Raw genomic sequence first — 22,231 nt, forward strand, 5'->3', positions numbered from 1 at the left:
CAAACTAGCCAAATTAGCTTAAAAATCAAAACCTCGTCTTTAGATGAGGTTTTTTGCTTTTTAGTCTTTAGTGTTTTAATAAAAGTAATAAGTATCGGTCATCAGTTTGTCACACAGACAGGTTATTACATGAAGATAACTCCGGTTTATCCCATGTTTACATAGCTGTCTGGTTTCAATTTTGATGCTATGATGCCAAACATCTTTTACTTAGCCTTAAGGAATGAGTCATGCCTTTACTTGATAGTTTCACTGTTGATCATACACGAATGGAAGCTCCTGCTGTGCGTGTCGCAAAGCATATGAGTACACCTAAAGGTGACACCATTACGGTATTTGACTTGCGTTTTTGTACGCCAAATAAAGATATTTTAAGTGAACGTGGTATTCATACCCTTGAGCACTTATTTGCCGGTTTTATGCGTGATCATTTGAATGGTGACTCGGTAGAAATTATTGATATATCGCCAATGGGTTGTCGCACCGGTTTTTACATGAGCTTAATTGGTCAGCCGACAGAGCGGGTTGTTGCCGATGCGTGGCTTGCAGCAATGGGTGATGTACTTAAAGTGGTTGAACAAAGTGAGATCCCTGAATTAAATGAGTATCAGTGTGGCACTTATGACATGCACTCACTTGATCAAGCCCAAGATATTGCTCGTGCAATCATTGCCGCTGGTGTAAGTGTCAATCGTAATGATGACCTTAAATTGAGTGACGACATTTTAGGTACGCTATAGGCTAGCTGTTAATCCTAGGTTTTAGTTTGACACCAAAGCGGCTTCGGCCGCTTTGTTTTTTTTGTGGTTAATTTTATTAAAATACTGTTTTTATTTGCATGAAAACGTTATTGTTAAAAGTTAGTAATAGGATGTTATTTATAATAATAAAGGCGTAGCGGATTGCGATGCCGATGATGTATTTTGGGAGTTAACCATGTCTAAAGGCCAATTCAGCTTGTCTGTAATTGCTTCTGCTGTGCTGTTTGTGTGTCATTCTTCAAGTTTTGCTGCAAGCTCTGTGACGGCATCCTTGGATGAATCAAATAATACTGTTGTACTCGACCAGCCTCAGACAGCTCCATTTCATTATCGCAGCAGTACAATACCCCTAGCATTGTCAGGAATGACAATCATGCCTGCTGCCATGGGGCAAACCACTGACATCAGTCATCGCGGCGCGGTCAATGGCATTGCGATTTCTCAAGATAGAGTATCCTTTTCACCGTCTCCTTATTCAGCGCCTCATTTAGTGTTACAACCGAATTTAGCCTTACAAACCCAAGTGACTACAGCCAGCATGACTGGAGTGACAAAAGGCGGTAAAGGGGCTTTTGGTAGTGTGGATTACACCACGGCGCAGATCAGCCCAACAAAATTAGATGCTCAGGCTAACATCGAAATTAATGATAATGGTGGTGGCCGCGTGGGCGCCATTGCCAGTGGCTTAAATAAAGAATACGGCATGCTGTTTGCGGTGGATTACCAAAATACCGCCGAAGAAACAGGTTTTGTGACCAACCTTGATAGCGACCACAGCCAAACCGATATCATGTTCAAAATTAATGCTGATAGTCTTGCTGGCGCTAGAAACCCACAAACGACAGAGTTTATGTACCAATACACTAACTCAGAAAATGATCACTCCAATATCGGTTTAACCAGCCAAGATTGGCAGGCTAAACCGGGTAGGGCGTATTCGGCTACCGAAAAAGATAACCGTGAAGGCCAGCGCCATAAGTATCAAGTGAGCCATATTGTTAATCTTAGTGATGGCTCGGTGGTGATGTCCGATTTTTATTACCAATCCTATGATGAGCAAATCTCGCAATTAAACTCGTTATCTGGCGTGTTTATTGGTACAACAGAATTATCAGCGATTTCAGCTTTTGATAAAGCCCCGACAACAGGCGGTTTGGCTTTAGGCTCTATGCTTGAAGATAATCAATATTCGGGCTATGGCTTGCAAACGGAAGGTGTAAGTCAATATGGCGCTCATCAAGTGACCTATGGTGCGCTGTTTCATTCAGATAAAGCCAAAATGCGTTTTGGCCAGCAAGATTGGACCTGGAGCCAAGATAGAAGTCTTGCGAGCACCAATATTGATAATGCGCTGCTAGCTTATATCGACGATGTTAACGTACTCATTACCAGCGCTGACGCCAAACTCAACTATGGCGCTTTGTCGATAAACTTAGGCTTGAGCTTTGAAAGTGTCAGTACTACTCGCGAAATTGACGTTGAAGCCTATGGCATAGAGGCGGCTGATTTTTCTGATGATGGCTGGATCCCGGCAATCGAAATTGCCTATACCACAGGTGCTTGGAAAGCGGCTGTTTCAGCTAAGCAAGCTTGGACAGCTGCATCAGCGGGCAATGCATTGCAACAAGCGCAGGAGTCGCTGCAGTATCAATTAGCACTTGGCTATAGCAATGATGCACTAAATGTTGGTTTAAATGCTTACGTACAAGACTTTGATAATCAACATGTGACTTGTATGTGGAGTATGGCGTGTGATTATTCACAGCGTTATGTACAAGACAATTTTAACGATACGTCCGTTAACGGCATCGACTTGTCGGTCGATTACACTGTCGGCTTTGATAGCTTTTCAATCCCTCTTTCTGCTCAATACCAATACAGCCAAGCTGAGTTTGGAGACTCTGGTTTTAACGACTTAATCGGTCTTTATGTAAAAGGCGAACAACTTCCTTGGGTACCTGAGCAACAATTAGCTTTAAATGCGGGCTTAATAATGGGTCAATTTAGTGTCATCGCCCAAGCTTTATATCAATCAGAAATGGGTTATGCCACTGCCATTAATGGCGGTGAACAAATTGATACACAATGGAAGCTAGACTTAGCAGCTAACTATCATATTTCTAATGTGCACGAAGTTTATTTGCGTATAGAAAACTTACTTGACGAGGATTTAGTCAGTCAACAGTCTAATTTAGGCATTACTTCTCAAGGCGAGATGCTGAGTTACCTTGGATATCAGGCCAGATTTTAACTGTCTCACCTCTTCTTCCTCTTGTAGGTGCTTGTTTTAATTCTGCTTTAGTATGGGCTATTTTAGCTCGTACTAAAGCGAATTTTGTTAACAAATCCGTAAATCACTTCTTATATTATTTCTTTTAAAATTAATGTTATAGTGCCTGTGTTACTGAAATATTGCATTCAATGACGTTAAATCAGACTGTTCCACACCCTATTTGAGTGAATTGTTTAAAAATGAACAATCTAAAAATTCAATCACTGGTTTTTTTCGTGGCGATAGCGCACATTTTGGGGTAAAATGCGCGCGACCAGCGTGATTGCGATCGCATTTCCGTGATAAATCTGCGCTAGCTCAACACTGAAGTGTTTGTTAACACTTTGTTTTCTTTTGGGTAGGAACGCGGCGCATTGTCTTTCCTTCAAACGTAGTGCTTGTGGATATGATTACAATAAAGAAAGGATTGGAACTACCTCTAGCAGGTGGCCCTGAGCAAGTTATCCATAATGGCCCAGCCATTAAGAACGTAGCGACTTTGGGTGAAGAGTATATTGGCTTACGTCCAACGATGAAAATCAAGGTTGGCGAAAAAGTCTTGAAAGGTCAGGTGATTTTTGAAGATAAAAAGAACCTTGGCGTTAAATATACTGCTTTAGCTAGTGGTACTGTATTAGAAATTAACCGGGGTGCGAAACGTGTACTTCAGTCAGTGGTTATTGGCGTTGAAGGTGATGATAAAGTCAGCTTTACTCAATATAGTGCTGATGAACTTAACACGTTAGATGCTAACGTTGTCAGAGAAAACTTGATTGAATCAGGTCTTTGGACAGCTTTACGAACTCGCCCTTTCAGTAAAGTACCTGCTGTTGATTCAGTCGCTGCTGGTATTTTCGTCACCGCAATTGATACTCAACCACTTGCTGCAGATCCTGCTGTAGTGATTGCTGAGCATAAAGATGATTTTGCTAACGGCTTGACGCTACTAGCGAAATTAACAGAAGGCAAACTTTTCCTTGCTAAAGCGCCTGGTGCTGATATCCCTTCTGGCAATGCTCAAGTTGAAGAGTTTGCAGGTATACATCCTGCTGGCCTAGTGGGCACTCACATTCATCATCTTCTTCCTGCTTCTGCAACACGTACGGTTTGGCATATTGGCTACCAAGACGTGATTGCTGTTGGTCAATTATTCACTCAAGGTGAACTTAACACTCAACGTGTTATTGCGATTACTGGCCCTGAAGCTAAAAACCCACGTTTAGTTCGTACAGTATTAGGTGCTAGCACTGTTGAATTAACTGCTGGAGAAATTGAAACTGACAATGTTCGAGTTATCTCAGGTTCAGTATTAAGCGGGCGCCAAGCGGCGGGTCCTCATGGCTATTTAGGTCGCTATCATCAACAACTTAGCTTGTTGAAAGAAGGCAATGAAAAAGAATTATTTGGTTGGGCTATGCCTGGTGCTGATAAGTTCTCTATCACTCGCGCATTCTTAGGTCACTTAAACCGTACAGGTCTGTTCAATATGACCACAACTACGGGTGGTTCAGATCGTGCCATGGTGCCAATTGGTAACTATGAACGTGTTGTTCCATTAGATATCTTACCGACAATGTTACTTCGCGATCTTGTTTCTGGTGATTATGACGGTGCTGCTGCACTGGGCGCACTAGAGCTAGATGAAGAAGATTTGGCATTGTGTACCTTCGTATGTCCAGGCAAGTATGACTATGCATCATATCTGCGTGATTGTTTAGATACGATCGAGAGGGAAGGCTAATGAGCTTGAAAGATTTTATCGAGCGTATTGAACCGCAATTTGAAAAAGGCGGCAAGTACGAGAAGTGGTACGCCCTTTATGAAGCGGCTGCTACTGTGTTTTACACTCCAGGTAAAGTAAACAAAGGCACCACGCACGTGCGTGACAGCCTTGATCTAAAACGTATGATGATTACGGTTTGGGCCTGTACTTTCCCGGCAATGTTCTTTGGTATGTACAACGTTGGCTTGCAAGCTCAAGATGCGCTGATGGCTGGCTTTGCAACTCCTGATGTATGGCAAGTCAGCCTATTCAGCCTATTTGGTACTGAATTAACCGCAAGTTCAGGTGTGCCTGCACTGATGTGGTATGGCGCTTGTTGGTTCCTACCTATTTATGCGGTGACTTTTGCCGTTGGTGGTTTCTGGGAAGTCTTATTCGCGTCTGTACGTGGCCATGAAGTTAACGAAGGTTTCTTTGTAACTTCCATTCTATTTGCGCTGACCTTACCAGCAACTATTCCATTATGGATGGTTGCACTGGGTATTACCTTTGGTGTTGTGGTTGCAAAAGAAGTGTTTGGCGGCACAGGTCGTAACTTCTTAAACCCAGCGTTAGCGGGTCGTGCATTCTTATTCTTTGCGTATCCGTTAAGCATGTCAGGTGACACAACATGGGTTGTGGCTGACGGTTTCTCTGGTGCTACGGCATTGAGCCAAGCTGCACAGGGCACGTTTGAATATACTAGCGCTAACTGGTGGGATGCCTTCTTAGGTTTCATTCCAGGTTCCGTGGGTGAAGTCTCTACCTTTGCTATTTTGCTAGGTGGTGCAGTTATCGTTTATACCCGTATCGCCTCATGGCGTATTATTTCAGGTGTGATGTTGGGCATGATTGCAGTTTCTTACCTACTTAACTTTATCGGTAGCGACACTAATGCAATGTTTGCAACACCTTGGTATTGGCATCTTGTTTTAGGTGGATTTGCCTTCGGTATGATGTTTATGGCGACGGACCCAGTTTCTGCGTCTTTCACTAACAATGCTAAATGGGCTTACGGTATCTTAATTGGTGCAATGGCAGTGTTTATTCGCGTCATTAACCCAGCGTTCCCTGAAGGAATGATGTTAGCCATCCTGTTTGCTAACTTATTTGCACCGTTATTTGACCATTTCGTGGTTCAAGCAAATGTGAAGCGGAGGATTGCTCGTGGCCAGTAATAAAGAATCAATCGGCAAAACATTATTTGTTGTAATCGGCCTGTGTTTTATCTGCTCAATGTTGGTATCAACTGCAGCAGTATTACTTAAGCCAATTCAGCAAGAGAATAAATTGCTAGATAAGCAAAAGTACATTCTTGAAGCGGCAGGTTTAGTGGATACTAAAGCTGGCAAAGTTGAGAAAGACGTTATTATTGCAAAGTATGGTAAGTACGTTGAAGCTCGTCTTGTTGATTTAAAAACCGGTGAGTTTGTTGAAGGTGATGCTGATACTTTTGATGTTGAAAAAGCGGCACGTACGCCTGCAACGTCTTTTAAGCCTGAAAATGACATTGCCTCTGTTAAGCGCGTTGCAAATCAAGGTGTTGTTTATCTAGTTAAAGATGACAACAATGAACTACAAACCGTGATTATTCCTGTTAAAGGCTACGGTTTATGGTCAACCATGTTTGCATTCTTAGCGGTTGAAGCGGATATGAATACCATTCGCAGCTTAGTGTATTACGACTTCACTGGTTCTGGTGAAACACCGGGCCTAGGTGGTGAAGTTCAAAACCCTCAGTGGATTGCTAAGTGGGAAGGTAAAAAACTTTATGACGACAATGGCGACTTAGCTATTCAAGTCACTAAGATCCCGACAATTGCATCTTCAGTTCACGGTGTTGATGCCTTATCTGGTGCGACGTTGACCAGTAACGGTGTTCAGTACTCGCTAACGTTTTGGTTAGGTGAAGAAGGTTTTGCACGCTTTATCGAAAAAGCACGCAATGGAGGACTAGGCTAATGGCTGACGTTAAAGAACTTAAACAGGTTCTGACTGGACCTATCATTAATAACAACCCAATTGCTCTGCAAATTCTGGGTGTATGTAGTGCACTGGCTGTTACCGCTAAAATGGAAACGGCTATTGTTATGACATTAGCATTGACTGCGGTGACCGCGTGTTCGAACTTATTTATTTCGTTACTACGTAATCATATTCCAAGCAGCGTTCGTATTATTGTGCAAATGACAATTATTGCTTCATTAGTAATTGTTGTAGACCAAGTATTGCAAGCTTACGCCTATGACGTAGCGAAGCAATTATCAGTATTTGTTGGCTTGATTATCACCAACTGTATTGTAATGGGTCGCGCAGAAGCATACGCAATGAAAACGCCGCCTCTGATGAGCTTTATGGACGGTATTGGTAATGGCTTAGGCTATGGCGCCATCCTATTATCAGTTGGTTTCTTCCGTGAACTACTCGGTAATGGTTCATTGTTCGGCGTTGAAATCCTCAGCAAAATCTCTGACGGTGGTTGGTATCAGCCTAATGGCTTGTTACTTCTTCCTCCAAGTGCGTTCTTCTTGATCGGTATGCTGATCTGGATTATCCGTACTTATAAGCCAGAGCAAGTAGAAGCAAAAGGGTAGGCGCAATGGAACATTATATTAGTCTGTTAATTCGTTCGATTTTCATTGAGAACATGGCGTTAGCCTTCTTCCTCGGTATGTGTACTTTCTTGGCGGTATCAAAGAAAGTCACCACTGCTATGGGTCTAGGTGTTGCGGTAATTGTGGTACTGGCAATTTCAGTGCCTGTTAACCAAATCATCTATCAAGGTTTACTGGCTCCTGGCGCATTAGCTTGGGCCGGTGTACCTGATGCAGATTTGAGCTTCTTGAAGTTCATTACCTTTATTGGTGTTATTGCTGCATTAGTACAGATTCTGGAAATGGCATTAGATAAGTACTTTCCACCTTTGTACAACGCATTAGGTATTTTCTTACCATTGATCACGGTTAACTGTGCAATTTTTGGTGCGGTTTCATTCATGGTTGAGCGTGATTATAATCTTGGCGAGAGCTTGGTATTCGGTATCGGCTCAGGTGTTGGTTGGGCATTAGCAATTGTATTGCTTGCCGGTCTACGTGAGAAAATGAAGTATTCTGATGTGCCTAAAGGGCTACGTGGTTTAGGTATTACCTTCATCACTTCTGGCTTAATGGCGCTAGGTTTCATGTCGTTCTCAGGTGTGTCTCTTTAAGACACCCGTACGACGTATTAATTTGAACCTTAAAGGATAAGTTAATGGATATTCTTAAAGCTACTCCGATAGATGTTTATCTAGGTGTGAGTATGTTTACCGCGATTGTACTGGTTTTAGTATTAGTGATTTTATTTGCTAAATCTAAACTAGTAGCCAGTGGTGATATCACTATCTCAATTAATGATGATAGCGAAAAAGCAATTAAAACCGGTGCTGGTAGCAAGCTGCTCGGCGCACTAGCTAACAATGGTATTTTCGTTTCAAGTGCTTGTGGTGGCGGTGGCTCATGTGGTCAGTGTCGGGTAAACATTAAGTCTGGTGGTGGTGATATTCTGCCTACTGAACTTGATCACATAAGCAAAGGTGAAGCACGTCAAGGTTGTCGTTTAGCCTGTCAGGTTAACGTTAAAACTGACATGGAAATCGAACTTGATGAAGAGATTTTCGGCATCAAAAAATGGGAATGTGAAGTTATCTCTAACGATAACAAAGCGACGTTCATTAAAGAGCTTAAGCTGCAAATCCCTGATGGTGAGTCTGTGCCGTTCCGCGCGGGTGGCTATATTCAAATTGAAGCCCCAGCTCACCACGTTAAATATGCTGACTTTGATGTACCAGAGCAATACCGTGGCGACTGGGAACACTTTGGTTTCTTCAACTTAGAATCTAAGGTTGATGAAGAAACTATTCGTGCATACTCAATGGCTAACTACCCAGAAGAGTTTGGCATCATCATGTTGAACGTGCGTATCGCTACGCCGCCGCCAAGAAACTTAACTTTACCTTGCGGTAAGATGTCATCGTTTATTTGGAGCCTCAAAGAAGGTGACAAAGTAACGATTTCTGGTCCATTTGGTGAGTTCTTTGCTAAAGATACCGATGCTGAAATGGTGTTTGTCGGTGGTGGTGCAGGTATGGCGCCAATGCGTTCACATATCTTTGACCAACTTAAGCGTTTACAGTCTAAACGTAAGATGAGTTTTTGGTATGGTGCTCGTTCTAAGCGTGAAATGTTCTACGTAGAAGATTTCGATGGCTTAGCGGCTGAGAATGAAAACTTTAAGTGGCATGTTGCGTTATCTGATCCGCAAGCGGAAGATAACTGGGATGGCTACACAGGCTTTATTCATAACGTATTGTACGAAAACTACTTACGTGACCATGACGCACCAGAAGATTGTGAGTTCTACATGTGTGGACCTCCAATGATGAATGCTGCGGTAATTGGTATGCTTAAAGACTTAGGCGTTGAAGATGAAAACATCTTACTCGATGACTTTGGTGGTTAGTGACTAACTGCTAACCCTTTGCAAAAGACATTGAACGTCATAAATTGCAGCTAGCTGACACGGTGGTCACCATTGTTAAGCTAGCTGCAATTTTTATTTTAGGGACTTTGTAGTTTAGTCGTTGTTGCTTTAGCCACTGTTGCTTTAGCTAAGAATGATTTAAACATTAACCATATAAAAATTGAGAATTTGAACATTTACATGATAAAAATTTCGATGAAGACGCTGGCAGTATTTTTGGGTTTGTTGATTTTAGTCGGCTGTGGAACTGAAGATAAGATAGTGTCACTGTCAGGCAATACCATGGGGACCACTTATCATATAAAAGTGGTACGTAATGAGCGCCTGCCAACCACTCAACTACTACAAGCTGAAATTGATATCGCTCTTGAGTTAGTTAATGATCAAATGTCCACTTACAGACCGAAGTCAGAACTATCACGTTTTAACCAGCTAGGTGTTAATCAACGCCTGAAAGTTTCAGCGGATACAGCCAAGGTTTTAAATGAAGGCTTACGCCTTTACGACACGACTCAAGGCGCGCTGGATATTACCTTAGGGCCATTAGTTAACCTATGGGGCTTTGGTCCTGATAAGCGCCCAACAGCGATCCCAAGCGCTGAAACGATTGCCGAGATGAAAGCTAAATCGGATATTCATGGTTTTAGTGTCAAAGATTTAACTGTCACCAAGTTAAGCCCTGATCTCTACATTGATTTATCTTCCCTTGCTAAAGGCTATGGTGTCGATAAAATTGCTGCACTACTAAATAAATACCAAGTAGAGGGATACTTAGTGGAAATTGGTGGTGAGATTAGCGTTAAAGGTGTTAAAAATGACGGCAGCCCATGGCGTGTTGCAGTTGAGAAACCTTCGAGCCAAGGGGCGGCTATTCAACAGGTGATAGAGCCTGGTAATATGGCGCTAGCGACATCTGGCGATTACAGAATTTATTATGAAGAAAACGGCGAGCGTTTTTCGCATTTAATTGACCCTAGAAGCGGTTATCCAATAAAGCATAAGTTAGCGTCAGTAACCGTTTTGCACCCTAGTAGTATGACTGCAGACGCTTATGCAACTGCAATGATGGTATTAGGTACGGAAGAGTCTTTAGCGTTAGCTGAGCGTGAGAAACTGCCAGTTATGCTGATTGAAAAAGACGACGATGATTATGACGTATTTTATAGTGAGTCGTTTGCACCTTACATTCGTTAATGGCATTTAAAGATTTATTTGATGACCAATTTAGCTTGGAGAATATGATGAGTACTTTTATCGCAGCATTTGTGGTGTTGTTATTATTTTTTTTATTAATGTCCGTGGGCTATATCGTGAAGCGCAAGGCGGTTGAAGGCAGTTGTGGTGGTTTAGGTGTTTTGGGTATTGAGAAAGCTTGTGATTGTGATGACCCATGCGATAAACGCAAACGCCGCATGGCTGAAGCTGAAAGAGAAGCAAAACTGAATCAAAACCGGATTATCTAGTGCGCCAGCATTAACTTTAAGCCCACTTTCAAGTGGGCTTTTTTACGACTGTTACAAAATTTACAAAACTAATTACAGCTAACATTTACCCTTACTAGTGTGATTATTGTCACTATTAAAAACCAGCAGAATTAGCTAGAGATGTGATTCTATTAAGAAATATTCAAACGTGAAAATGCTGAAGCGAGATAAGAACCTAAGTTATAATGATAATAGTTATCAATGACTAAGTTTATGATAATAAAGGGGAATTGTTTTTTGAAGTCACATGTACTATGCTGGTCGAAATTGATCCAGATCAATCTAGCATTTAAGGACTAAATCATGAAAGGCCATCCAAAAGTAATTAGTCAGCTTAATCGTGTACTGACATGTGAGCTCACTGCCATTAATCAATATTTTCTTCACGCGCGTATGTTCAAGCATTGGGGACTCGAAAACCTCAATGAGAAAGAATATAAAAAATCTATTCAAGATATGAAACATGCAGACAAGTTAATTGAGCGGGTATTGTTTTTGGAAGGTTTACCTAACCTTCAACAATTAGACAAGTTACGCATTGGTGAGCATTGCGAAGAAATGTTTGATTGTGATCAGCAAGCGGTAGTCGAGCAGTTGGTCGTTTTACGAGAGGCGATTAAGCTTTGTGAAACAGAGCGCGATTACGTTACTCGTGATTTATTAGAAGATTTACTTGAAGATGAAGAAGAGCATCTAGACTGGATTGAAACCCAAAAAGAGCTGATTAACCAAACCGGTATTCAGAACTATCTTCAATCACAAATTAAAGATTAATAGGACATTATCATGAAAGGTAATCCAGAAGTTATTGCAGCTTTAAATGCATTATTAACCGGTGAGTTGTCAGCGATGGATCAATACTTTGTACATGCACACATGTACGAAGATTGGGGATTTGATGAGCTTTATACGCGCATCTTACATGAGTCAGATGACGAAAAAGCCCATGCTGCTAAGTTAGTTCAGCGCATTCTTTTCTTGGAAGGCACGCCAGATGTTGCAAGTCGTGAAGCATTAAACATCGGTAAAGACGTAGAAGAGATGCTTAAAAATGACTTGAGCTACGAATATCAAGTTGCTGATCATTTACGTGAAGTCATCGCTTTATGCGAAGTAAAAGGCGACTTCCAAACCCGTGAAATCTTAGAAGTACTACTTGATGATACTGAATCTGATCACATGTATTGGTTAGAAAAACAAATTCGATTAATTGATCGCGTTGGTTTACAAAATTATCTGCAAACCAAAATGTAATCATTGAGTTTGCTACAAAACAAAAGCCTAACTGAGTTAGGCTTTTTTTATGGGATTTTTAAGCGTTATAAATTGGTAACGCTATAGTTTGAACTGATTAATCATATTGGTTAGCTCCACATTGATTGTGGCAATATTATCCGTTTCATTTCGCTGCATAATGCCTTCATCATTTAAGGTTTCAACCATATCGTGAATTTGGTGCATGCTTCGATTAATTTCCTGAATAACAATATTTTGCTCATTTGCTGAAGTGGATATCTGGCTATTGAGGGCATTGATTTGAGCAACAATAGTACTCATGGTTTGTAAATTATCAGAAGTATTACTGACCTCAGTAACCGTGTCTGAGCAGGCTCGTTCAGTACTGCCAATGGCCGCCACCACCGCAGTGGCTTCAGCTTTTAATTTTGCCAGCGCGATTTCAATTTCACTGGTACTTGTTTGGGTGCGACTGGCAAGGGCGCGCACTTCATCTGCAACCACAGCAAAACCACGCCCTTGCTCTCCGGCCCTTGCAGCTTCAATCGAGGCATTAAGCGCTAACAGGTTGGTTTGCTCTGCAATACTCCCAATCACATCAACAATGCTTTGAATACTGCTGGTTTCATTATTCATGTGCTCGACATTACCAGCTGTTTGATGGATTTCAGCAGCTAAACCTTGGATACCCACTTGGGTTAAGTTAATGGTCTTCAGTGATTGCTCGCCAGTAATATTAGCCTCATTAGTATGCTTGGCTGCGGTTTCGGTATTCTCAACCACAGTGACAGCGGTATTTGATAGCTCTTCAATGGCGGTCACAATTTGGGTTGTTTCATTGGTATGGGCTGTCAAAATTTGTTCGCTGTTTTGGCTATAGTGCTGCAGCTTATCAATACCGGTAGATAATTTAATTGTCGATTTATTGATGGCTAACAACATGGTTTGTAGTTGTGAAATAAAGGCGTTAATTCCGAGGGCAATTTTTCCGATATCGTCATCATTTTTGACTTCCAAACGACGGGTTAAATCACCATTACCTTGAGATAAGCCAGTGACTAAGTCACGTAGTTCATTAATCGGTTGATAGAGCTTATTCAGTAGTATTAATAACGCCACAACAGATAAGCCAAGTACCAATAATATGATGCCGCTGAGTTTTAATGTGGCATTAACAAGCGGTGCGAAAGCTGTTGCTTCATCGAGGGTGACAATCACATACCATTGGTTGTTATCAATTAAAGGGATTTTTTGACTAGCAATAATCGTGCTAACGTCATTTATATCACTGAGCGCCCATGAGCTATCCTGACCGAGAATACTTTGATAGATCTCGCTTAGTTGGCTATTGCTGCTGATATTGTCTTTTTGATTAGTTAAGGCTGAATTAGAGGCTAACACTAAGCCATTTTTATCAATAATAAAGCCAGTGGCACCTTCAATATCTGCTAATGCTTGTAGTTGCAGTTGCAAGTAGTCAAAACGTAAATCCGCCATGATGATCCCGCCATCAATTGGGTGCATAACCCCGACCATAGGTATACCGTCTGTACGGGTAAAAAACACTTCGCTGAGGGACAAGGTATTTTTTTGTTTGCCGTTTTGGTACCAAGGACGAGTGCGGGGATCATATTTATCGACTACACCGACGCCGTCAGGAAAAGACTCTGAAGCAATAGAGGCAAAGGATTGGCCATCATCAAACCCCATAATGACTTTAGAGACGCCACCTAATTTCGCTGTGTATTGAGTCATGGCGACATGGCCGGCATCCACATTGTTATGACGGTATAGACTCGCGAGTTCAGTTACCGCGGAAGTGGTGCGATTAAATGAGCTTTCTATTTCACTGACTTTGGTTTTTATTTGGTGGTGGATGTCGGTTGTCAGCTTGTCTGTTATTTGTTGTTTTAATAATTGGTGAGTGACCAGCCCGCTAATGATCAAGGCGAAAGCTAATAGAATTGTTAACGCAAATAGTAAACTCGCTTTAAAGCCAAACTTGTTCATAACTCACCTAATTGTATTATTATTTTTGTTTGATTGTACCTGCTTATAAATCAAAATATACCCTAAGCTCATAAAAAAGTTAGTGATTTGCATCATGTAATGTTGATTTTGTTTTTGTGTTGTCTGATGTTTAGTGTTCTTACTGTTATTTATTTGTATTGCAAATTAGCGCTATTTTGTAATTTGAAGCTTTCAACGCGACTGGTGATAAAGGTTTAATTTGAACACTGTTTTTATATACAGTATCATGATGTCATTCAGTGACTTCTTTATGAAAACGCCATGCGTAAAATTATCCACATTGATATGGATTGCTATTATGCCGCAGTTGAAATGCGTGATTTTCCACAATTGCGTGGTAAACCTATTGCTGTAGGTGGGCGCAGCGATCGCCGTGGTGTTATCAGTACCTGTAGTTATGAGGCGCGTAAATATGGCGTTCGTTCTGCTATGTCGAGTTATCAGGCATTAAAACTCTGCCCAGATTTGATATTGGTGCCAGGCAGGATGGAGGTTTACAAAGCGGTTTCGCTGCAAATCCGTGAAATATTCCATCGTTATACAGAATTAGTTGAGCCGTTATCATTGGACGAGGCGTATCTTGATGTTACTGATTGTGATGCATGTAAAGGTAGCGCCACCTTAATTGCTGAGCAGATCAGAGCTGAAATCTTTACGGTAACCGGGCTTACTGCTTCCGCGGGAGTCGCACCGATTAAGTTTTTAGCTAAAATAGCTTCTGACTTAAATAAGCCTAATGGTCAATATGTGATCACGCCTGCTGAGATCCCTTCGTTTATAAAATCATTATCCTTAAGTAAAATCCCTGGGGTGGGAAAAGTAACCTCGGCTAAGCTTGCAGCGCTCGGGCTTGAAACCTGTGAAGACGTGCAGCGCTACCCGAGTGACAAGCTCATCAGCGGTTTTGGTAAATTTGGCCGCGTGTTAATTGAGCGCACTCAAGGTATCGATACACGTCAAATAAGCCCAAATCGTATCAGAAAGTCGGTTGGGGTTGAGACCACCTTAGCCCAAGATATTTTTACTATAGAGCAATGCAGCAATGTCATGCCGCAGTTAATCCAAGAGCTTATTAGCCGGGTGCATCGCAGTGCTAAAGACCGGCAAATTCATAAACAGGTAGTAAAACTTAAATTTAACGATTTCAAGCAAACTACCATTGAGCATCGCAGTGATGAAATGTCGCTTAACTTATTCCAGACATTGTTAACTCAAGCACTAGAGCGGGCCAATGGCCGAGGTATAAGATTAATCGGTGTCAGTGTTGGTTTAGCTGATAATAGCCAGCCAGAAGTGGTTACAGATGATAATAGCGAGCAATTAGATTTGCAGTTCTAGTGATTATCGCTAGAAACAAAAAGGCTGTCTTTTCTTATATCAAGAATAGAGCAGCCTTTTTATTAAGCGCGTAATTTAATAGAGAGTTAAAGCTCAGCCTTTTGCTGGAATACGCTCTAGTACCGCAAGCAGTAGTTCCCAATATTGGCCAACAGTGGTGATGTTCACCATTTCGTCAGGGCTATGTGGGAAACGAATGGTTGGGCCAATAGAGACCATATCCATGGTTGGGTATGGTTCTTTAAATAGTCCACATTCAAGACCGGCATGGATAACCATAATCGTCGGGTCTTTCTTATAAATATCATTATACGTTTCACGGACAATGGCCATCACTGGTGAGCTATTATCAGGCTTCCAACCAGGGTAAGCGCCTGATAGATCAATGCTAGCACCTGAAAGGTTTGCTAATGCCGTTAATTGCGTTTCAATTTGCACTCGGCCTGAGTCAATCAATGAGCGGATAAGACATAGCACTTCAACAGATTCGTTGTCAGTGTTAATCACTCCGACGTTAAGCGATGTTTCAGTCACACCTTCAACTTCATCGCTCATACGCATTACGCCGTTAGGGCAGGCGTGCAGTAAATCGATTAAGGTATTTTGCGCATCTTCACTCATGACTTTTGCTGGAGCGTCAATGGCTGCAAGTGTTAGCAACATGTCAGGGTCAGCAATTGCCAGCTCTTCACGAACAATCGCTTGATATTGAGCAATGGCTTGCTCAAGCTTGGCTTTATTTTCGCTTGGCAGCATAAAGTTGATGCTAGCTTCACGGGGGATAGCATTACGTAAAGAGCCGCCAGTGAAGTTAACTAATTCAATTTGTAAATCATCACCATAACTAAATAAGAAACGGGCTAATAATTTATTGGCATTGCCGCGACCTAAATGAATGTTGACGCCTGAATGGCCGCCCTTTAAACCTGAAAGGGTTAAGCTAAAGCTGGCATTGCTTTGCTCAGGTGCTTGCCATGACATAGGAACGCTTAGCTGTGCATCAACACCGCCAGCGCAACCCATGTAGATTTCGCCTTCTTGCTCTGAGTCAGTATTAATTAAAATATCAGCATCAAGGTAACCTGCTTCAAGGCCGAAAGCGCCAGTCATGCCCGCTTCTTCATCAATGGTAAGCAGCACTTCTAATGGACCATGTTTAATGTCGTCAGCGCCAAGAATTGCTAACGCTGAAGCCATACCAATACCGTTATCAGCACCTAAGGTGGTGCCCTTGGCTTTTAGCCATTCGCCATCTACATAGGCTTCAATAGGATCTTTTTCAAAATCATGCACTTTATCGGCATTTTTTTGTGGAACCATATCAATGTGGGCTTGTAATACCACAGTCTTGCGTTCTTCCATTCCAGCATACGCTGGCTTTTTAATGATCAAGTTACCGACTTTATCTTCGACGACAGGCAAACCTTTCGATTTAGCCCATTGCTGGATATGTTCACTAAGTGCTTGTTCAAACTTGGATGGATGCGGAATCGCACAAATTTGTTCAAACCATTGCCATAATGGCTGGGGATATAATTGATTAATGGCGGTCACGAAGACTCCCTAAATGCTATGAATGTGGGAATAGATGCGCTGAAGTTTACCATATTGTCGTTACTAAGTAGTGACCTAGAGCAAGTAGAGAGGCTGGGTTAAATTAATTTTTGTAAATATATTTTAACTCTATCGTAAAGCTAAGCTTATATACTTTAACCACCATTGGTCGTTATGATTTGTGATTCAGCACCTGAAATTACTGATTAGCAAGCAATAATAACAATCTATTTAAAAAGGATGCCCCATGTTTCAAGTCAATATCGTTGATGTAGCAAATGATCAAGCCATTTTTGAAGGCCATGGCTGGGACGCCGTAGTGGTAGTCGCCACCGATTTAGCCGCCATTGCCCAAGATGAAATAAAAATACTCGCCAAGCATGCGAAACAAATCGATCAGCGCATTGGTCAGTCGGCAACATTGTTACTGGCGCCCGGACTTGCGGGTGGCAGACTGATTGTCGCCCCAGTTGTTAATGCCACTAATGAATACAGTGATGTGAGTGTGTTTGCCAAAGCAGCTAGAGAAGGCGTTGTTATTGCTAAGGCTGCGGGAGCAAAACAACCGCTGTTGGTGGTAGAAACCAGCCAAGATAAGCGCTATCAATTTGCTAAACAGGTTGCTGCACTTGCCTGTGGTCAGGAACTATGGCAATCACTGGAGCTGCGAGAAGCCACAGCAATTACCCCAGCATTTAGCGCCATTGGTTTGCTTGGCAGCGACAATTGCAGTGGCCTGCTCAATGCTGTCGAAGCCGGTAAGATTTTGGCAAGGGATCTATGCGGCACTGAGCCAGAAAGAATGGCGGCGCCAGCATTTGCTGATTATTGCGTTGAGGCGCTAAAAGACAGTGGTTTAGCAATCAGAGTCATTGAAGAACGTGAAGAGTTAGAGCGCGATTACCCGCTGCTTTGCGCAGTAGGGAGAGCCTCATTTAATGTGCCTCGGCATCAACCTCGCGTGGTTAAACTGGAATATGTGGCAGAGGGCGCCATTGATCGCACCTACTTGTTTGCTGGTAAAGGAGTTATTTACGATACTGGCGGCGCAGATATTAAAGTCGCCGGTGGCATGGCGGGTATGAGCCGAGATAAAGGCGGCGCTGCAGCGGTGGCAGGCTTAATGAAAACCTTATCTATCTTAAAGCCCAAAGGCATTAGAGTGATAGCAGAGTTAGGTTTGGTGCGAAACAGTATTGGCAGCGATGCCTTTGTTCCTGATGAAATCATTACCAGCCATGGCGGTGTTAGAGTGCGTATTGGTAATACTGATGCCGAAGGGCGCTTAGTGCTGGCAGACTTATTATCTCACTTAAGACTTCAGGCAATGACAGCAATTAAGCCGCAACTATTTTCTGTGGCAACCTTAACCGGCCATGTGGTGCGCTGTTATGGCGGCTATACCGCACTAGTCGAGAACAAAGTGGCACAACAAGCTGGTATGGGTCACACCCTAGCTGGCATTGCTGAGCAATGGGGCGAACCATTTGAGTTATCTAGCTTGCGTCATGATGATTTTGCCAAGGTACATAATATCTCTGGCCAAGGGGAGTTATTGTCATCTAATAACGGCCCTTCTGCCATTACTGCCAGAGGCCATCAATATCCCGCAGCATTTTTAATTAATGCTTCAGGCTTGGGCCAACATGGCACAGGCTCTGCCATGCCATTGCCTTTTGCGCATCTTGATATTGCCGGTAGTGCCACAGAAGGCCATAGTTTGTATGGGAAACCCACAGCCTCGCCTTTGGTAACTTTATTACAAAGCGTTTTGGGCGGCAATGTGTAGTTTGTTTTTTGCTCAACCACTATATATTGTGCTATTTAGTGGTTGATTGTTTGCTAATGAGAACTCTAAATTCTTAGTTTGTCATACAAGTGTGCTTTTATTTCATTTTTTGATTGAAATATAAAATAATTAAATTAATACTTGTAATAAAATTACACTTTGGTATTATTCCTCTCGTTGGACAGCGACGGTGCTTTCCAATTCTAGTTAATCCAGGATGGATATAGTCTCCAAGGAATCGAGTGATGAGTTGTCTCAATGGATTGAGAAAAGTTTGTTCCAAGGAACCGAGCCAAGCAAGACTAGGTTTTCGCAACTTTATTTGGAGTATGATTATGTCTTCTACAGACAGCTATACTATTTATGGACAAGGCACTTGGTTAAATCCAGCTGTTCTGTCTTTTGGCATTTATGCCATGACGTTTAAGGGCTAACCCTCCTTATTCATTGATTTACCGTATCAACCCTTTTTTCTGTCGCCTTTGGGCGGTTTTAGACAACAAGTAAATTGGTTCTCTATTGCCAATTTACTTTTTAAGTTTTATCACTTAATTGTGATGCAGTTTTCCTCTCCCCATACGGAAAACTTTTAACTTGTCTGCCTACTCTTTTGAGTAGGCATTTTTTTTGCCTGAAATTTATCAACCACTGGCTTTTCATTGAGTTAAATTGTCTTTCATACGAATATAAGTGTTTAGTTATCTAACATGGCTATAAACCTTATAAGTACCTATAATCCGAACGAATTAATTCACCTCTGATTTTGACTGTAATTAGCCAGTAGCGGCTATAGCAGCCAATTACACCCCCTTTTCAAGGAACAAGGCTTCATGTTAGAGAAACTGTTTAAACTCAAAGATAATCAAACGAATTTAAAACAAGAAGTTGTCGCGGGTCTCACTACCTTTCTCACCATGGCTTACATTATTTTTGTTAACCCTATGATGTTAGCTGATGCCGGCATGGATCATGGTGCAGTGTTTGTGGCCACTTGTTTAGCCGCGGCAGTGGGCTGTTTAGTGATGGGCTTAGTGGCCAATTACCCCATCGCATTAGCGCCGGGTATGGGGCTTAATGCTTTCTTCACTTATACCGTTGTCGGCGAAATGGGCTATAGCTGGGAAACTGCACTTGGCGCAGTATTTATGTCTGGTATTTGTTTCTTAATTTTATCTTTGGTGAAAATTAGAGAATGGATAGTTAACAGTATTCCAATGAGTCTGCGATTAGGTATTGCCGCGGGTATCGGTTTGTTCTTGGCCTTTATTGGCCTTAAAAGCGCCGGTATTGTGGTGGCAAGTCCGGCAACATTAGTCACTATGGGGGATATCACTTCATTCTCAGCTGTGATGGCTGCGGTGGGGTTTTTCTTGATCATTGCTATGGTACAGCGTGGCTACAAAGCGGCGGTGATATTAAGTATTTTCATTGTCACAGCCATTGCATTGTTAGCTGGTGAAGTGAGTTATAACGGCGTTATGTCGATGCCACCATCGATAGCACCGACATTCATGAAAATGGATTTATCCGCAGTGCTTGAAATCAGTATGATTTCAGTGATATTTGCCTTCTTGTTTGTGGATTTATTTGATACCTCAGGCACCTTGGTTGCAGTCGCGCAGCGTGGCGGATTTTTAGATGAACAAGGGCGTTTACCAAGAGTGAAACGCGCCTTAAGTGCAGACAGCTTAGCCACCATCGCAGGGGCGACGTTAGGAACATCAACGACCACTAGTTATATTGAAAGCACGGCAGGCGTTAGCGCCGGTGGCCGTACTGGCTTAACCGCTGTTGTCGTCGGTTTGTTGTTTATTGCTGCATTATTTTTTGCCCCACTTGCCGGCATGGTACCCGCTTATGCTACCAGTGGCGCCTTGTTTTATGTGGCGATTTTGATGATGTCTGGCTTAGTCAATGTTGAGTGGGAAGACTTAACAGAAGCGGCGCCTGTGGTCATTGTGTGTTTATTGATGCCATTAACCTTTTCAATTGCTAATGCCATAGGGTTTGGTTTTATCTCTTATGCGGTGATTAAACTACTTACTGGCCGTTTTAAAGAGTTAAATCTTGGTATCTTGTTTATTGCGGCACTATTTTTAGCTAAGTTTATTTGGGGTTAACCTTGGCTTTGCTCGCCATAACACCTGCTGAGTAAGCTCATGTGTGGGTTATCAAGCTGTAATTAAGCAGCAATGATAGATTAGTGATTTTTGTTAAGGGTTATGCAATGCATAGCCCTTTTTTATGCTGTATAACAAATAAATATAGTATTTGTTTACTCAATTATGGGCTTTACTATGAATTATTCGCTGAATTAGGTATAAAAATATTTCAGTCAATATTTTTGAGTTTGAAAAGGCAGTCATGACTTACAAGCGGGTCGTCGTAAAATTAGGTACCAGTGTCTTAACTTCGGGCAGTAACAAGCTCGATAAAGCACATATGGTGGAACTGGCCAGACAAATGTCTGTGCTTGTGCGTTCAGGTATTGAAGTTGTATTGTGCACATCTGGCGCAATAGCGGCTGGTCGCGAACATCTGCAATACCCCGTATTGCCCGATACTATGCCCAATAAACAATTATTAGCCGCCGTGGGTCAAAGTCAGCTTATTTTAGCTTGGTCAGAACTGTTCAGTATTTATGGTTTGCACGTGGGGCAATTATTGTTAACCCGCGCCGACTTACATGATCGTGAACGCTATCTAAATGCTCGAGATACACTCAATGCATTGTTAGATAATAATATTGTTCCGATTATTAATGAAAATGATGCCGTTGCCACCAATGAAATTAAAGTGGGCGACAATGACAATTTATCAGCTAGGGCCGCATTATTATGTGATGCTGACTTATTAGTGTTATTGACTGATCAAATCGGCTTATTTGATGCCGATCCACGCAATAACCCCGATGCCAAGTTAATTACTTCAGTGGTCAATATTGATGATAACTTACGCTTGTTAGCGGGTGGCGCAGTTTCAGGTTTAGGCACTGGCGGCATGGCGACTAAGTTAGAAGCGGCCGATGTGGCTAGGCGAGCAGGTGTTGAAGTGGTCATTGCTTCAGGTCATTTGCCTAATGTGATTTCACAAGTAGTCAGTAAAGAATCGGTCGGCACTCATTTTAGTGTCACTAAAAATCCCCTTGAAAGCCGAAAACAATGGATTTTAGCTGGCCCTGCAACAGAAGGGCGGCTGATATTAGATGATGGCGCCTGTAAAGCGGTCGTTGAAAATGGTCGCAGCTTATTGCCTAAAGGGATTGTCAGCGTAGAAGGGCAATTTGAACGTGGCGCAACTGTGTTGATTGCCGATAAATCAGGTCACGTGCTTGCTAAAGGCATGAGCCGTTATTGTGCTAAAGCATTAACGATAATTGCAGGAAAGCACTCCAACGAGATTGAAACATTACTTGGCTATGATTACGGCGTAGCAGCAATACATCGTAATGACATGGTGGTACTAGATAGTGAATAAATTAAA

The 22,231-nt window shown here is 42.1% G+C and carries 18 protein-coding genes; 16 read left to right on the top strand and 2 right to left on the bottom strand.

Annotated features, from left to right (window positions below; all coding sequences use genetic code 11):
* Nucleotides 1-230: 230 nt before the first annotated feature.
* The 12 genes from luxS (at nt 231) to bfr (AB4160_RS03365) (ending at nt 12,054) form a co-directional block, all read left to right on the top strand.
* Nucleotides 231-740 (top strand): S-ribosylhomocysteine lyase, encoded by a 510-nt coding sequence (gene luxS, locus AB4160_RS03310; RefSeq protein ID WP_102437963.1) that lies wholly within the window; start codon nt 231-233, stop codon nt 738-740.
* Between the two features lie 196 nt (nt 741-936).
* Nucleotides 937-3,012 carry a TonB-dependent receptor gene (locus tag AB4160_RS03315; RefSeq protein WP_372003624.1) on the top strand — a complete coding sequence of 692 codons (2,076 nt, stop codon included), beginning with the start codon at nt 937-939 and terminating at the stop codon, nt 3,010-3,012.
* Nucleotides 3,013-3,439: 427 nt separating this feature from the next.
* Entirely contained in the window at nt 3,440-4,774 is a 1,335-nt protein-coding gene (locus tag AB4160_RS03320; RefSeq protein ID WP_102437983.1) for a Na(+)-translocating NADH-quinone reductase subunit A, read from the top strand.
* A complete protein-coding gene (locus AB4160_RS03325; RefSeq protein WP_102437961.1) occupies nt 4,774-5,973 on the top strand; it encodes an NADH:ubiquinone reductase (Na(+)-transporting) subunit B in 1,200 nt (399 codons plus the stop codon). The genes AB4160_RS03320 and AB4160_RS03325 overlap by 1 nt, the downstream gene beginning before the upstream one ends.
* The gene (locus AB4160_RS03330; protein ID WP_102437960.1) at nt 5,963-6,757 is read left to right on the top strand and encodes a Na(+)-translocating NADH-quinone reductase subunit C; all 795 of its coding nucleotides are present in this window, start codon (nt 5,963-5,965) and stop codon (nt 6,755-6,757) included. Before AB4160_RS03325 ends, AB4160_RS03330 begins: the two co-directional genes overlap by 11 nt.
* Nucleotides 6,757-7,389: an NADH:ubiquinone reductase (Na(+)-transporting) subunit D gene (locus AB4160_RS03335; RefSeq protein ID WP_076542777.1), complete on the top strand. Its 633-nt coding sequence runs from the start codon at nt 6,757-6,759 to the stop codon at nt 7,387-7,389. Before AB4160_RS03330 ends, AB4160_RS03335 begins: the two co-directional genes overlap by 1 nt.
* A 5-nt stretch (nt 7,390-7,394) precedes the next feature.
* Complete coding sequence (nqrE, locus tag AB4160_RS03340) at nt 7,395-8,003, top strand: NADH:ubiquinone reductase (Na(+)-transporting) subunit E (protein ID WP_076542779.1); 609 nt, start codon at nt 7,395-7,397, stop codon at nt 8,001-8,003.
* 44 nt (nt 8,004-8,047) lie between these two features.
* Nucleotides 8,048-9,295: an NADH:ubiquinone reductase (Na(+)-transporting) subunit F gene (gene nqrF / locus AB4160_RS03345; RefSeq protein WP_076542782.1), complete on the top strand. Its 1,248-nt coding sequence runs from the start codon at nt 8,048-8,050 to the stop codon at nt 9,293-9,295.
* A 201-nt stretch (nt 9,296-9,496) separates the two neighbouring features.
* Nucleotides 9,497-10,510: an FAD:protein FMN transferase gene (locus AB4160_RS03350; protein WP_372003626.1), complete on the top strand. Its 1,014-nt coding sequence runs from the start codon at nt 9,497-9,499 to the stop codon at nt 10,508-10,510.
* Between the two features lie 47 nt (nt 10,511-10,557).
* Nucleotides 10,558-10,779, top strand: a complete 222-nt coding sequence (nqrM, locus tag AB4160_RS03355; RefSeq protein WP_076542875.1) for a (Na+)-NQR maturation NqrM — start codon at nt 10,558-10,560, stop codon at nt 10,777-10,779.
* A gap of 324 nt (nt 10,780-11,103) precedes the next feature.
* Nucleotides 11,104-11,574 carry a bacterioferritin gene (gene bfr, locus AB4160_RS03360; RefSeq protein ID WP_102520116.1) on the top strand — a complete coding sequence of 157 codons (471 nt, stop codon included), beginning with the start codon at nt 11,104-11,106 and terminating at the stop codon, nt 11,572-11,574.
* A gap of 12 nt (nt 11,575-11,586) precedes the next feature.
* A complete protein-coding gene (gene bfr, locus AB4160_RS03365) occupies nt 11,587-12,054 on the top strand; it encodes a bacterioferritin (protein ID WP_102437953.1) in 468 nt (155 codons plus the stop codon).
* Between the two features lie 81 nt (nt 12,055-12,135).
* On the opposite strand, the gene AB4160_RS03370 is transcribed toward bfr (AB4160_RS03365), so the two are convergent.
* Complete coding sequence (locus AB4160_RS03370) at nt 12,136-14,046, bottom strand: methyl-accepting chemotaxis protein (RefSeq protein WP_372003628.1); 1,911 nt, start codon at nt 14,044-14,046, stop codon at nt 12,136-12,138.
* 282 nt (nt 14,047-14,328) lie between these two features.
* Between AB4160_RS03370 and dinB the strand changes: the two genes are divergently transcribed.
* Nucleotides 14,329-15,405: a DNA polymerase IV gene (dinB, locus tag AB4160_RS03375; protein ID WP_102437949.1), complete on the top strand. Its 1,077-nt coding sequence runs from the start codon at nt 14,329-14,331 to the stop codon at nt 15,403-15,405.
* Nucleotides 15,406-15,498: 93 nt separating this feature from the next.
* Here the strand turns inward: dinB and AB4160_RS03380 are convergent, their stop codons facing one another.
* Entirely contained in the window at nt 15,499-16,959 is a 1,461-nt protein-coding gene (locus AB4160_RS03380; RefSeq protein ID WP_102477149.1) for an aminoacyl-histidine dipeptidase, read from the bottom strand.
* A gap of 247 nt (nt 16,960-17,206) precedes the next feature.
* Here AB4160_RS03380 and AB4160_RS03385 point away from each other — a divergent pair, with 247 nt between their 5' ends.
* The 3 genes from AB4160_RS03385 to proB all read left to right on the top strand — a co-directional run bounded on the left by AB4160_RS03385 (nt 17,207) and on the right by proB (nt 22,225).
* A complete protein-coding gene (locus AB4160_RS03385; protein WP_372003630.1) occupies nt 17,207-18,748 on the top strand; it encodes a leucyl aminopeptidase family protein in 1,542 nt (513 codons plus the stop codon).
* A gap of 830 nt (nt 18,749-19,578) precedes the next feature.
* Complete coding sequence (locus tag AB4160_RS03390) at nt 19,579-20,868, top strand: NCS2 family permease (RefSeq protein WP_076542805.1); 1,290 nt, start codon at nt 19,579-19,581, stop codon at nt 20,866-20,868.
* A gap of 244 nt (nt 20,869-21,112) precedes the next feature.
* Nucleotides 21,113-22,225, top strand: a complete 1,113-nt coding sequence (proB, locus tag AB4160_RS03395) for a glutamate 5-kinase (RefSeq protein ID WP_372003632.1) — start codon at nt 21,113-21,115, stop codon at nt 22,223-22,225.
* Nucleotides 22,226-22,231: the final 6 nt, after the last annotated feature.

The organism is Shewanella sp. 10N.286.51.B8, assembly GCF_041469325.1.
GTDB lineage: Bacteria > Pseudomonadota > Gammaproteobacteria > Enterobacterales > Shewanellaceae > Shewanella.

What these genes read in the sequence shown, in the direction of transcription:
- luxS (WP_102437963.1), top strand. Translation starts at nt 231, where the DNA reads ATGCCTTTACTTGATAGTTTCACTGTTGATCATACACGAATGGAAGCT.
- AB4160_RS03315 (WP_372003624.1), top strand. Translation starts at nt 937, where the DNA reads ATGTCTAAAGGCCAATTCAGCTTGTCTGTAATTGCTTCTGCTGTGCTG.
- AB4160_RS03320 (WP_102437983.1), top strand. Translation starts at nt 3,440, where the DNA reads ATGATTACAATAAAGAAAGGATTGGAACTACCTCTAGCAGGTGGCCCT.
- AB4160_RS03325 (WP_102437961.1), top strand. Translation starts at nt 4,774, where the DNA reads ATGAGCTTGAAAGATTTTATCGAGCGTATTGAACCGCAATTTGAAAAA.
- AB4160_RS03335 (WP_076542777.1), top strand. Translation starts at nt 6,757, where the DNA reads ATGGCTGACGTTAAAGAACTTAAACAGGTTCTGACTGGACCTATCATT.
- nqrE (WP_076542779.1), top strand. Translation starts at nt 7,395, where the DNA reads ATGGAACATTATATTAGTCTGTTAATTCGTTCGATTTTCATTGAGAAC.
- nqrF (WP_076542782.1), top strand. Translation starts at nt 8,048, where the DNA reads ATGGATATTCTTAAAGCTACTCCGATAGATGTTTATCTAGGTGTGAGT.
- AB4160_RS03350 (WP_372003626.1), top strand. Translation starts at nt 9,497, where the DNA reads ATGATAAAAATTTCGATGAAGACGCTGGCAGTATTTTTGGGTTTGTTG.
- nqrM (WP_076542875.1), top strand. Translation starts at nt 10,558, where the DNA reads ATGAGTACTTTTATCGCAGCATTTGTGGTGTTGTTATTATTTTTTTTA.
- bfr (WP_102520116.1), top strand. Translation starts at nt 11,104, where the DNA reads ATGAAAGGCCATCCAAAAGTAATTAGTCAGCTTAATCGTGTACTGACA.
- bfr (WP_102437953.1), top strand. Translation starts at nt 11,587, where the DNA reads ATGAAAGGTAATCCAGAAGTTATTGCAGCTTTAAATGCATTATTAACC.
- AB4160_RS03370 (WP_372003628.1), bottom strand. Translation starts at nt 14,046, where the DNA reads ATGAACAAGTTTGGCTTTAAAGCGAGTTTACTATTTGCGTTAACAATT.
- dinB (WP_102437949.1), top strand. Translation starts at nt 14,329, where the DNA reads ATGCGTAAAATTATCCACATTGATATGGATTGCTATTATGCCGCAGTT.
- AB4160_RS03385 (WP_372003630.1), top strand. Translation starts at nt 17,207, where the DNA reads ATGTTTCAAGTCAATATCGTTGATGTAGCAAATGATCAAGCCATTTTT.
- AB4160_RS03390 (WP_076542805.1), top strand. Translation starts at nt 19,579, where the DNA reads ATGTTAGAGAAACTGTTTAAACTCAAAGATAATCAAACGAATTTAAAA.
- proB (WP_372003632.1), top strand. Translation starts at nt 21,113, where the DNA reads ATGACTTACAAGCGGGTCGTCGTAAAATTAGGTACCAGTGTCTTAACT.